Origin of the sequence: Horticoccus luteus, assembly GCF_019464535.1 — a bacterium.
Taxonomy (GTDB): Bacteria; Verrucomicrobiota; Verrucomicrobiia; order Opitutales; family Opitutaceae; genus Horticoccus; species Horticoccus luteus.
Window position 1 is genome coordinate 3,371,761 of the sequence record NZ_CP080507.1, and the last position, 13,852, is coordinate 3,385,612.

Consider the following 13,852-nt stretch of genomic DNA (forward strand, 5'->3'; position numbering starts at 1 on the left):
GGTCGGTGTTGCGGCGTGCATCGAGGACGCCGAGGGTAACGTCGACGGCCGCGGTGAAGGTGATGTTGGCGCCATCGGTCTGTGCGGTGAGCGTGGAGGCCTGGCTGATGCTGCGGGTAACGGCCTCGACGTCGATCGTGCCAGGCGTGGCAGCAACGATGACGTTGCCGGTGCCGGCGAACACGACATCGCGGCCACCGCGCACGGTGATATTGCCGTTGCCCGAGAGGACCTGCGCGTTGACGAGGACATCAGTCGAGGTGCTCTTCGCTTCGATGAGAATATTGCCGCTGCCGTTCGCGCTGATGGCGGCAGAGGCGAGGCCGCCCGAGCCTTCGTTCAACGTGATCGTGCCCGCGAGGGTTTGCAGAATGATGCTGCCATTACCGGCGGTGACCAGGTCGGAGAGCGTCGCGGTCGTGGTGGCGGCGGTCGAGACGGTGGCATCGGAGCCGACGCGATTCGTCGAGAAGGAAGCGACGGTGTCGACGGCGAGGGCGGTCGATTCGAGGAGGTTGATGGCGGACCCCACGCCACCGGTCGTCGTCTGCGCGGCGACGGTGGCGAGTTCGGTTTCGATGGCGTTATCAACGCCGGAGCCGACGAGGCCGATGCTGGTCTTCGCGGCGAGACGGGCGCCGGCCGCGTAAACGTTAACGGTCGAGGCGGCGCGGGCTTTGTTATCCGTGATCGAGCCGGCGGTGGCGGTGACGGCGACATTGCCCCAAGTGGCTTGATTCGTGAGGGTGGAGCCGGCGCGATCGGTGTTCTTCCGGGCGTCGACGACGCCGAGCTTTACGTCCACCGCCGCGGAGAGAGAGATGTTGGCGCCGTCGGTCTGCGCGGTGAGCGTCGAAGCTTGGTCGATCGTCCCGGTTTGCGCGGCGACATCGATGGTGCCGGGGGCGGCGAGGACGATGACGTTGCCGGTCGCAGCGAAGGTAACGTTGCGCTGGGCGAGGATCGAAATGTTACCGGAGGCGGACTTGATCGCGGCGTTGACCAACACGTCAGTCGCGGCCCCGAGCGCCTGCACGAGCACGTTGCCGGATCCGGCGGCGGAGATCGCGGTGCCGGCGACGAGGGCGCCGTCGTTCAAAGTGATGGTGCCGGCCGTCGTGCGGATCACGATCGAACCGGTGCCGGTGCTGGTGACGTCGCTCTTGGTGACCGGCGATGTGTTCACCGAGCTACCGTCGGTTTGGACTTCGGCGATGGCGAAGACCACGGTGGAAACGGTGAGGGCATCATCTTCCAAGAGGTAAGCGCCACCCGCGCCGGTTTCGGCGGTGAAGGTGCCGATCGTGGTTTCGAACGCGTTGGCGGAAGTGCCGAAGCCGCCGTTGAGCGCGGAGACACGAAGCGAAGCGGCGACGACGTCTTTCGCGAGCTCACCTGCATCGAGGACCGAGGCCGAAGACGAGAAGAGCTCGACGAAGCCGCTGCCGGCGTTGAGGCCGGTGACGGTGACATTGCCGTTGGCGCGGTAGTCGATGTTGCCGCCGGCGGTGGTGGCGGTCGTGTCGGCCGCCATCGTGATCGTGCCCGTGATGGCCTTGACGCTGATCGCACCGGTGCCGGAGCTGACCAGCAAGTCGCCGCCAGAATTTTGGGCAATGTTGCCGGCCGCGTAGAGGGAGATGTTGCCGCTGCCGGAAACGACATCGGAACTGAAGACGACATCTGCGCCCGTCGATTGGAGCAGGACGTTGCCGGCGCCGTTGGCGCTGACGCCGAAGGTGTTCGTCGGCGTGCCGTCGGTGACGGTGATCGTGCCTGCCGCGACGAGAACGATGCTGCCGCCGGCGGAGGTGACGAGATCGCTCTGATCGGAAACGACGAGGTCGCTGGTGAGCGCGGTGGCGGCGACGCGCTGGACGGTCACACCAACGGTGCCGACGGTAATCGCATCGGTCTCGGCAAGCCTGATGCCACCGGCGCCCGCGGAGGCGCTGAGAGTGCCGACCGCGATTTCCAAGGGGTTAACCGTGCCACCAAGCGCGCCGATTGCGTTGGCGGCTTTCAAGCGGAGGAACGTCGCGGACACATCGGCGCCACCCACATCGCCCTGGTCGGTGATGGAGCCGGTGTTCGCCGTGATGCTGGCGGTGCCAGCCGTCGTGACGCCGCCGAGGAGGACGTTAACACCAGCCCACACGCGGATGCCGCCGGTGCCGGTGCCAACGGAGAAGCGGCTGTTGTCATCCTGCGTGATGCTCCCGGCGGTCGCTTCGAGATCGAGCGAGCCAGTCGCAGCGGAGACGACGTCGGCGCCAGCAGCGAACGTGAGGCTGCCGGCGGCGAGCACGGTGACGTTGCCGGAGGCGGCGCGGATATCGGCGTTTGTGTTGGCAGTGATATTACCGGTGGTCGCTTGGACGAGGATGTTGCCGGCTCCTTGAGCGTCGACGCTGCGGCCATCGGCGTCCGCGCCGTCGGACAGCGTGATCGTGCCGCCGGCCACGAGGACGAGATTGCCGGCACCGGTCGCGGTGAGATCGGACAGCGTGCGCGTGTTGGCGGAAGGCGGCGTAACGGCGTCGAGGCCCACGCGGTTGACAGCGACGGTGACGGTGTTGACGGCGACGGCGTCGGTTTCCGCGATGAACAGGCCCGCGCTGCCGGCGACCTGAGCGGCGATGGTGTCGACGCTGGTTTCGATCGGGTTGGTCGACTGGCCGACATTGGCGCCGGCGAAGAGGTAGAGGCTGGCGGCAGTCACATCGACGGCGCCGGAATCGGCGAGATCGAGGATGCTGCCCGCGGTGGCGACCAAGCCGACGGCGCCAGTGCCTGCCGTGATCGCGCCCAATGTGATCGCCCCCGTGGTGGCTTCGAAGAGAACGTGGCCGTTGTTCGTCGCGGCGGTGGCGGTCAGATCCATCGTGATCGCCCCCGCAGCGAGGACGTCGATGGTCTTGCCGGCGCCTTGAGTCTGGAGATTGCCTCCGGCGTTCTGCACGACGTCGTCCGCAGAGCTCAACGCGAGATTGCCGCCGGTGCTCACCACGAGCGCATTGAGGATAAGGTTGGCGTCGCTCGCGGTGCCTTCGACGGTCTCGCCGGTGCGGAGGACGAGATTACCCGCGGCGCTGATGCCGGTGGCGGGCGTGACAATGCCGCCGTTGACGGTGAGCGTGCCGCTGACAGTCGAGACGACGATGGCGCCGGTGCTGACGAGGTCTTCCTGTGCCTCGTCGGTCGTGGCGTTCGTGGAGAGCGTAACGCCGTCCAAGGCGACGCGATTGACGGCGACGTCGGCGACGGCGTCGATGATGAGGTTATCGGTTTCGCTGAGGAACAGGCCACCGGTCCCGACCGCGGCGGTCAGCGTCGTGATGGTCGTCTGCAAGGCCGCCGAGTTCGTGCCGACGCCACCGGCCACCGAAGTGGTTTCGAGACGGAGATTCGCGGCGACGACGTCGATGTCGCTCGTGCCGCTGTCGGTGATATTCGCGGCCTTCAGGGAAACGGACGCGTTGCCGGCATTGAGGTTGCCGACGGTCATGGTGCCAGTCGCGAGGTAACGGATGTTGGCGTTGGCGGCGGTGGCGCTGTTGCCGTCGAACATCGCGATATTGCCGCCGGCGCTGACGTCGATCGTGCCACCGGTCGTGGAAATGTCGCCGGCGGTATTGGCAGCGCCGCCCTGCGTGATGTCAGCGGTGGCGACGAGGCTGAGGTTGCCGGTTGCGAGCGTGATGGCGCTTTGGATCGAAAGGCTGCCGGTGACCGAGAGGAGCACGTTGCCTGCGCCCGTGACGTTGATGGCCTGGGCGTTGGAATCGCCGTCGTTCAGCGTGAGGTTGCCGCCGGTAACGAGGACCAGGGCGCCGCCGGCTGTGGCGGTGAGATCGGACTGGCTTGCGACGGTGGTGCTCGGGGCGGTCGCCGTGGAGTCGACGCGGTTGATGGAAACGCTGACGCTGCCGATCGCGAGCGCATCGGTTTCGTCGATGAAGGTGCCGCCGGTGCCCGCGCTGCTGGTAGTCAGAGTCGCAACGGTTGTTTCGAGGTGGTCAGTGCCCGTGCCGATGTTGGAGCCGGCGAAGACGACCAAGCCGCTAGCGGTGACGTCGACGGCCGAGGTGTCGGCCGCGACATCGAGAATCGAGCCAAGGATGGCGATGAGGGCGACGTTGGCCGTGCCGGCGTTTACTTCGCCGAGGTTGATGTTGCCAGTCGCCGCGCGGTAGAGAATGGCGCCGTTGTTGGTGACCGCGGTGGCGCCGTCGCTCATATCGATGAGTCCGGCGGCGAGAACGTCGATGGTGCTGCCGGAAGCGGCGGTCTGCAGATCGCCGTTGGCCGTCTGTATGACGTCGTCCGTGGAGTTGAGACTGATGTTGCCGGCGGTGCTGAGGACGAGGGCGTTAAGGGTGAGGCTGGCGCTCGTGCCTTCGATGAGTTCTCCGGTCTGGAGGAGGATGTTGCCCGTGGCGCTGATGCCATTGGTGTCGGTGCCGCCGTTGACCGTGATGGCGCCGTCGAGCGTGCGAAGGACGATCGCGCCGGTGCTCACGAGGTCGGACTGGTCGGCGTCGGTCGTGCCGACGGTGGTCAGCGTGGTGCCATCGGTGCTCACGCGGTTGACGGCGACGGCGGCGACGGTGGCGATGATGATGTCGTTGGCTTCGGTGAGGAAGAGGCCGGCGGTGCCGACGAGCGCGGAGAGAGTGCCAACGGAAATCTGGAGCGGGCTCGCGCCTGTGCCGACGCCACCGGCGAGAGCGGTCGTCTCGAGGCGGAGGTTCGCGGCGGTGACGTCCGTATCGGTGGTGCCGGAGTCGGTGATGGTGGTCGCCTTCAGGCTGACGGAGGCGGTGCCGGCGTTGATGTCGCCGATCGAAAGGGCATCGCCGGAGAAGTAGCGGATGTTGGCGTTGGTCGTCGTGGCGCTGTTGCCATCGAACATCGTGATCGTGGTGCCGGCCTGGACGTCGATGGTGCCGCCGGTGGTGACGAGGTCGCCTTTCGTATTGGCCGCCCCACCCTGCGTGATGCTCGTAGTCGCGACCAAGCTGAGGTGGCCCGTGGCGGTCGAGACGCTAGCTTGGAGAGAAATACTGCCGGTGACGTCGAGACGGATGTTGCCGGTGCCGGTGACCTTGATGCCTTCGTTGTCGCCGTCGCCATCGTTGACCGTCAGCGCGCCACCCACGATGAGGACGATCGAACCGCCGCCGCTGGCTTCAACGTCAGCCTGCGTGAAGGAAGGTGTGCTGGCCACGGCGCTGGTCGCGTCGATGCGGTTGACGGCGACCGTGACGGAGTCGACCACGAGGCCGTTGGTCTCGGTGATGAACGTGCCGCCGGTGCCGCCCGAGCGGCTGGAAAGCGTGGTGATGGTCGTCTCGATCGGATTCGCAGCGGAGCCGATGTCGCCGGTGGCGGTGATGAGCAGGCCCGAAGCGGCGATGTCGACCGCGGAAGAATCGGCATGGTCAACGATCGAGCCGGTGACGAAGAGGGCGACGTTGCCCGTGGTCGAGATTGACGAGAGAGTCAGCGAACCACCGCTCGTGTAACGGATGTTGCCACTGCCGCTGGTGGCATCGTTGCCTTCGAACATCGTGACGGCGGAGCCTGCGACCACGTCGATCGTGCCGGTGCCGGTCGTGGCGATATCGCCATCGGTGTTGACCGCCCCACCCTGCGTGATCGAGCCCGTGACGTTGAGGCTGATGCTGCCGGTGCCGCTGTGCACTTGCGCTTGAACGGAGAGACTGCCGGCGACGCCGAGGTAGATGTTGCCCGAGCCGTTGGCACTCACGGATTCGTGGTCGGCATCGCCGTCGTTCAACGTCAGTGAGCCCGCGAGGGTTTGCAGGACGATGGCGCCGTTTCCGGCGGTGGTGACAACGTCGCTGAGACTCGCGAGATCTTGCTGCGTGGCGGTCGCGCCGGCGGTGGCGAGGCCGGAGACGCGGTTGACCGCCACCTGGCCGACCGTGTCGATCGTAAGCGCGGTGCTGTCGACGAGATTGATGCCGCCCGTCGCGGCCTGCGCGGCGAGCGTGAGGACTTCGGTTTCAAGGGCGTTGGCCGTGCCGGCGCCGAGGGTGCCGATGCTGGAGCCCGCGACGAGGCGGGCTTGATTGGCGAAGAGAATGATGTCGGTCGCGACGGCCGCCTTCGCGTCCGTGATCGCACCGCTGCCGGCGATGATGCTCAGGTTGCCCCAACTCGCTTGATTCGTGAGGAGGCCGTCGCCGCGGTTTGTCGCGTCGCGAGCATCAAGGCGCGCGAGGACGACGTTGGTGCCGGCCTGATAGCGGATGTTCTGACTGACGGTTTGAGCGAGCGTGAAGGTCGAGCCGTTGACGGCCATCGTGATGGCGCCGGCGGTGGCAAGCACATCGATCGTGCCGGCGCCGGAGGTGATGACGTCACCCTTCACCGTGGCGCTGACGAAGTTTTGATTAACGTTGTTCGCCGCGATGATGCTGATGCTGCCGGTGCCGCTTTGCACGGTGGCGTTGAGCGAAATATTCCGGGCGGTGCCGCCGGTCTTGCCCGCTTCGAGGCGGATGTTGCCACTGCCGTTGGCACTGACGCCCACGCCGCCGGCCGGCGAGGTGCCGTCGTTGACGGTGATGCTGCCGTCGATGGTGCGTAGGATGATGTTGCCGTTGCTCGCGGCGGTCGTGAGGTCGCTCTGCGCGGCGTCGGTCGTGCCACCGACGACGCTCGCAGTGCCATCGGTCGCGACGCGTTTGACGGAGACGGCGACGTCGTCGATCGCCAGGTCGGAGCTTTCGAGAAGATTGATCGCACCGGCACCGGCACGGGCGGTGAGCGTGGCGCCTTCGGTTTCGATCGGATTCGGCGTCGCACCGTCAACGCCGAGATAGGTGGCGGCGTTAAGACGAATGCCGTTGCCGTAAATGTTGACGGCCGTGCCGCCCGCGGCCTTCGCGTCGCTGATGTGGCCGGTGACGGCGAGGACGCTGATGCTGCCCCAAGTGTTCTGGGTCGAGAGCGCCGGATTGGACGCGCGGGCATCGAGAACACCGAGGATCACGTCAACGTTGGCCTTGTAACGGATGTTCTGGCTGAGGACCTGGCTGGCGGTCGTCGAATTCATCGTGATCGAGCCGTTGGTGGCTTCGACGTCGAGCGTGCCGGTGCCGGTCAAGGTGATCGTGCCGCCGGCGTTCTGGTTCACATTGCCAGAAGCGAGGATGGTGACGCTGCCGGTGGTCGCGGAGATAGCCGCACCGAGAGTTATATCCGCGGTGGCGGCGACGTGCTGCGACTGCAGGAGGACGTTGCCGACGGCACCCGTGACGGCGACCGCGCCGGACACGTTGAGCGAGCCATCGATCGTGCGCACGACGACGGAGCCTGCGGCCCCGCCCGAGGTGATGCCGCCCGCGGCGATCGTGAGATCATCGGCTTCGAGCAGGTAGATGCCGCCGTTGGTGGTGTTGGTCGCGGTGACGCTGGCGACCTGGGTATTGAAATCGTCCGCAGAGCTGCCGATGCCCGCCGCGGCGCTGAGGACGAGCGTGGTCGTGCTGCCGCGAACGTTGGTCGCTTCGCCGGTGAGATTGTCAGAGATCGCACCCGCGGTGGACGTCAACGTGACGGTGGCCGGCGAGTTGATGATGCTGACCTGCAGGTTGGACGAGGCGGTGTAGCTGATCGAGTTAGTCGCCTGCGTGATGACGCCGCTCGTCATGACGAGGGTGCCGGCGGCGGCGTTGAACGTGATCGTATTGGCGCCGGTGGTGACGTTGGCGCCTTGCATGATGCCGCCCGCGGAAGAGGTGGCGGAGATCGCGCCGCTGGTGCTGCTGATGACGGCGGTGTTGGAGAGAGTGCCGGTCGAGCTGAGGGTGATGCCGCCCGTGGTCGAAGTGACGACTTGGTTGACGGCAAGGGTCTTGGCCGTGCCGGCCGCGCCGATCGTGATGTTGCCGGTGCCGACTGTCGTGACGCCCGTGCCGGAGCCGAGGACGGTGATGTTGCCGGCCTCGGTGGTGATCGAAATGTTGCCGCTGCCAGCGGCCGAAGTCTGGCTGACGCCCGTCACCTGGAGGTCGGCGCCGGCGGCGAGTTCGTTGATGATGAGGTTGCCGCTGCCGCGATTGACGGCGGTGACGGTCGTGACGGAGGTGAAGCCGAGGTTGATGCCGGTCTGCGCCGAGACGTTGAGGTCGGCCGCGTTGATGGGCTCGGACGAAACGCCGTCGGCCGCCGGGTCGTTGAGTTGCGAGATCTGGCCGTTGGCGGAGTAGAGAACGACGTTGTAGAGAGTCGAACCGGCGGTGCTCAGACGGGCGTTGAGCGTGTTGTTGACGGTGATATTGTTGACGGCATCGAGCGTGAGGTTGTTCGAGACTTGGAAGACATAGTTGGAATCCGTGAAATCGGACACCTCGATGCTGCCGCCGTAAACGTAGAGCGGATCCTTGAAGCTGACGGAGGATGGCCCGATGGCACCGATGCGGACGGCACCCGTGCCCGACGCGTGGCCGGAGGTGGCGCGGCCGATGTAGATGCCGGTAAAGCCACCCTTCAGGGCACGAACATCTGCGTTGGACAGCGTGAACCCGGAGCCGTCGGCGAAGGGCGGATCGGCGATATCCATGGCACGGTTGCTGGTGTAGGGCATCAACGTGATCGAACCGGTGCCCACGACGGAGTTGGTGGCGCCTTGGAAGTCGATCTCGTCAGACTCGATGGAAATATTGCCGCCGCCATTCACGGTGAGGCCCTTCTCAAAGACGACGTGGGCGGCGCCGGTGATGGTGAGTTTGCCGTTCGAAATCGTGACCGCTTTGCTAAAGGTAACGGTGCCGCTGGCGTTGATGATGACGTCGCCGTTCATCGTGAGCGTATCGTCGAAGGAGACGTCTTTGGCGTTGGTGACCTTGAGCCCTTCGAGCGGATCGGTGCCGCCGACGGGACCCTTGAACGTCACGTTGCCATTCGGAGCGCTGACGATGAGCGAGTCGTCGCCCGGCGAGCTGTCGCCGTCGAGGAAGATGCCGGTGTTGCCGCCGAACTGCACATCGCCGTTTTGCGAGGTGACGGTGCGGTTTTGGCCGGAGATGATCACGGAGTCGTTGAACGTGTTGTTCCCCGGCATCGTGATGTCGGCGGAGATCGTCGTGGTGTGGCCGGAACCGTAAATGTAGAGCGAGGCGTTGTCGGTGCCGACGAGGTTGTTATAGATGAACACTTCGCCGCCGGCCATCGGGTTGCGCACGATGAGCGGGTCGTCAAACGTGATGACGCCCGTGGGATTCGCCTTGTCACCGAGGTAGACGACATGGGCGCCGTCGACGCTGCCGATTTCGATTTGCTGGAATCCGTTCTGCAGGAGCCCGAGCGCGGTGTTGTCGAGGTGGAACGCGGTGCCGATCGCGCTGAGGAAATCGCCGATGTAGATGGGCGCCGTGCTTTGACGCGGGTGCAAGGTAAGGACGCCGCCGGGGCTGCTCACCGTGCTGGTGATGTTAACGTTGTCCGCGATGAGGCTGACGTTGTCGCCACCTGCATCGATTGGCGACGCGATGGTCTGGGTGCCGGTCAGGGAAACGACGCCGGTCGTGCCGCCCTTCGAGCCGCTGCCGCCGGAATCGTTTTGCACGATGATGCCGGCGAGGGCGAAGACGTAGACGGGGAGGCGGTTCGAGCTGGAGGTCGTGACCTTCGCGGCGTTGATGACGAGAGCGAGCGGGCTGTAGGTAAAGCCGGCGACGGAATCGCCGATCTTGTCGCGGGCGCGCAAGGTGATGGTGCCGAGCGTGGTGTTGAGATACGGCCCATCGGCGGAGCGGACGGCGGTGCCGTTGGCAAATCCGTGAACGAGGATTTCGCTCAGCGTCATGTTGGCGGTGAGGATTTCACCGGTATTGAGATCGACCGTCGCCACGCCTTGGCGGAGAACCCAATCGGTCTCCGGATTGAAGCTGCCGCCGGGCAACCGCAGCCAGCCCACGACGCTGGCGTTGTTGATGATCGATCCTTGCGAAGCGACGAGCGTGATGTCGCCCGCACCGGCGACCGCGATGCCGTCGGAGAGCGTGATGTCGCCGTTGTCGGTCGTGAGGCTGACGCCGCCGCCAGTCGTGACGATCGCGTAGTTGAGGGCGATGAAGGAGTCGGCGCCGCCGGCGTAGAGGGAAATGTTGCCGGTCTTCGCGTGGATGCCGGTGCCGCCGATGGTGATCGCGCCATTGGCCGTCTCGATCGAGGTGGTGCCGGAACCGTCCTGAATGATTTGTGCGAGGATGAGTGCGTCAGCCTCGCGCAGCGCGATGGCGCCATGATGATTATAGAGCGAGAGCGAAGCGACGTTGGTCTTGATCGCGCCGGCGGTGCCGGAACCGATGCCGTTATCCGCGCTGAGCACAAGCTTCGCCCCGGTCGCGGTGATCTCGGTGCCGCTATCGCTCGCAGCCAGAATCGCGCCGCCGGTGCTGGTGATGACGAAGTCCGCAGGGTTGGTGGTGGTGAGCTTGCCGAGCGTGATGTCGCCTGCGGCGCTGAGAGAGATGAGGCCGCTGCCCGCTTTGACGTTGGTGCCGGCGGCCATCGTGAGGGCGCCGGTGCCGCCGTTGAACGTCACATCGCCGGCGGTCGTGGTGATCGCGGCCGCGGCGGAGAGATTGAGACCGGCGGCGCCGAGGAGGCTGATGTCACCGCTCGCGCTGGTCAGAGGCTGCGTCAGTGAGAGTGCGCCCGCGGTCGTCTGGAGATAAATGGCGGCGCTGCCCGTGGTGGTGACGGCACCGCTGACGGTCATCGCTCCGCCGGACGTGACGTGGACCGCGGCGTTGCTGGAACTGACGAGGCCGGTGACGGCAACGCCATCGGCTTCGGCGATCGTGATCGCGCCACCGGCGGTGACGTTGAGCGTATCGGCTTCGAGGGTGGCGTTGACGGTCGTATGCGCGTTGAGCGTCACGCCGGCGGCGCTGTCGAGATGGTTGATGGAGACGAGGCCGTTGGTGGAGGTGATCGAAACGTCGCCCGTCGTGCCGGCGATATGATCGATGTTGATATTGCCGTCGGCGAGAATGGTGAGGTTGCCGCCCGCCATCGTGATGGTGCCGATGGAGATGTTGCCGGTTTGGATGATGGTGAGGTTGCCCGTCGAGGTCATCGTGACGGAGAGCGAGCCGACGGCGGTCTTGACGGTGAGATCCTGGCCGGCCTGCAAGGTCAACGTGCCGGCGGTGATCGTGCTGCCGAGGGTGATGCCACCGGTCGTGCCGGCGGTGAGGCTGACCGAGCCGCTGCTGCCGACATTGAGGGTCGAGACGACAATGAGGTCCGTGCCAGCCGTGAGGCTGATGTTCTCGCCACCGTTGGTCGGGAGATTAACGACCGAGAGGCTGCCGGCCACGCTCATCGTGAAGTCGCCCGGGGTGCGGGTCGGGAGCACGAGGACGTAATCGCCGGGGAGCGCGAGCGCGCTGCCGCCGGAGCTTTCGTCGGTGCGCGCGAGGACGGTGAACGGGGTGTTGTCGGCCTCGGACTCGAGGACAAGGCGGCGATTAGCGGAGTCGACGGTGACGGTGATCGCCTCGCCGGCTTCGATGGACGTTTTGAGCGAAGCGAGAATGCTCGCCCAATTCGCACCGGCCGCGGCGGTGGCCGTGTAGGTGTGGGAGCCGTTGATGACGACGTAGAACTCGTAGCCAGTGCCGAACTTGTTGGCGAAATCGATCTGAGTCTTCTGCTTCGCAACCTGGCCTGCGGCTTGAGTCGGCGTGGACCCGTTGGCGGTCACGCCGTTCTCGACCGGCGTGGTGGAAATCTGGGAGGCGGTGCCGAGGCTGGTGAACGTGGTGTTGTTCACCTTGGCGGTGAGCGTGAGCTTGCGGTTGGACGCGTCGACCGTCGCGGTGACGACATTACCGGCGTCGATCTTGGTCTTGAGTGCGCCGAGGACCGAAGCCCAGTCTGCCGTGACCCCGCCGGAACCAATGCTGACTTGGTAAGTGGTGCTGTTGACTTGAACGGTGTAGGTGTAGCCGGCGGCGAGTTGGGACGCGTCGTATTGAATCACGTTCACCTCGGCGCGACTGAAGCCTGCGAGTTGCGTCGGCGCGGTCGGAAGTCCGGTGATCGCGCCGGCCAGGGTCGCGGCGACGGCGTTGACGACGAACGCGGTGTTCACCGCGCCTTGGAGCGTGAGCTTCTTATTGGCCGCATCGACGGTCACGGTGATCGTCGGATTGAGGGTGTGGATGAACGTGTTGAGGCCGCCCAGGACATCGGCCCAGGCCGCAGTCGCGACGGAAACGGCACGGGCGGTGGCGGTGTAGCGATGTTGCGGGTCGGTGTTGATGGAGGCACCGAGGCCGGTCGCGGCAGTGGCGAGAGAATCACCCGAAGCCGGAGTCCATGAGTATTTGTCGCCGTCGATCGAGATGGAATACTTGTTGGCGGAGCTGATGGTGAGCCCCGTGAGGCTGATGATGCGCACGGCGCCGGGCTCGGGTGCGCTGATGGCCACGCCAGACAAACCGGCGAGGTTGGTCACGGCGGTGCCGGTGGTGGTGTCGGTGACCGAGAAGCGTATGTCGGACAAACTCGCGCCGGTAATGGTGATGTATTCGTTGTCGCCGACGCTGACGGTGTAAGGAGTGCCGTTGACGAAGACGGTGTAGGCCGTGGTCGAACCGACGGTGCCGCCGAACACAACATCGTTCTTCTGCGGCAATGTCGCGGTCGCGACCTGACTCGGATTGGTGCCATCCTGACTGACGGAGGCGAGCGCCGTGACGAAGGCGCCGTCCACGCCAAAGGCGGTGTTAATGGCGGTGGCCTCGAGCAGCATTGAGTGCGTCGTAGAGTCCGGCGTGACGGTCACAGCTTCGCCAGCTTCGATAAGGGTCTTCAGACCCGCGAGGACTGAACTCCAAGCGGCCGTCACCGTCGCCGAACGCGTGGTGGCGTCGTAGGTGGCGCTGGCGTTGACCTTGCTCGCCAGGTCCGAGGCGAGCTGGGCGATCGTTTCGCCGGACGTGGCCGTGTGCGTGAAGGCGCTGCTGCCGACGGTGAGCGTGTAGGTGGCGCCGTTGGTGACGGTGAGGCCGCTGAGGTTCACGAGGCGGTAGCCGTGACCGTCCGTGGTGACGCTGAGGGAGGCTTGACCGGCGTCGTAGTTTTGCGCGGCGGTGGCCGTCGCCGTGATGGCGGCGGTGCCCGCGCCGGCGCTGATGGTGATCTTGTTGGTGGCGGCGGTGGCCGTGTAGGTGGCGTTGGCGTCGATCAGACCGGCGAGGGACGTGGCGATATCGGCGAGGGTTTTTCCGGCTGCCGCCACGTAGTCGAAGTCGGTGCCAGCCACCGTCACGCGGTAAGTGCCGCCGGTGATGACCGTGACGCCGGTAAGATCGATGGTGCGGGCATCCCCCGCCGTGGTGCCGGCGGCGTTGATGGCAATTCCGGAGCTACCGGCGATGGCCTGGATGGTGGTGACGCCGAGCCCGATGGCCGCGGTCGATGCGCCGGCGGTGATCGCAATGAGTTGGTTACTGCCGATGCGCACGGAGTAAGCGTGGCCATTGATCAGCACGGAGTAGAGGCCGTTGGAATCCGGCGTCGAGCTGCTGAACGTGACCGTGCTCTGCTGGTTGGCGTCGTGGCCGGCTTCGATCGTGGGGTAGCTGCCGTCGAGGGTGGGCGCGGAGACTGGAGCCAGAGTGACGAGATTCACGCTCACGGTGCCGACCGTGAACGGCGTGTTGGCGGCCCGCGCGGTGAGCGTGAGAGTGCGGCTGACGTTGAGTGAAACGTCGATCGATTCGCCTGCTTCGATCTTCGTTTTCAGGCCGCCCAGCACGGACGAGATTGTGGTATCGATGCCGTCGGATCCCGCGGTAAC

The 13,852-nt window shown here is 65.7% G+C and carries 1 protein-coding gene (cut by both window edges); it reads right to left on the bottom strand.

Every position in this 13,852-nt window falls within one protein-coding gene, locus K0B96_RS13835, for a hypothetical protein (RefSeq protein WP_220161473.1), read on the bottom strand. The gene is 57,051 nt long; 17,351 of those nucleotides lie to the left of the window and 25,848 to its right, leaving coding positions 25,849-39,700 in view, spanning codon 8,617 (complete) through codon 13,234 (partial); the first complete codon in reading order (the gene reads right to left) occupies positions 13,850-13,852. Both the start codon and the stop codon lie outside the window.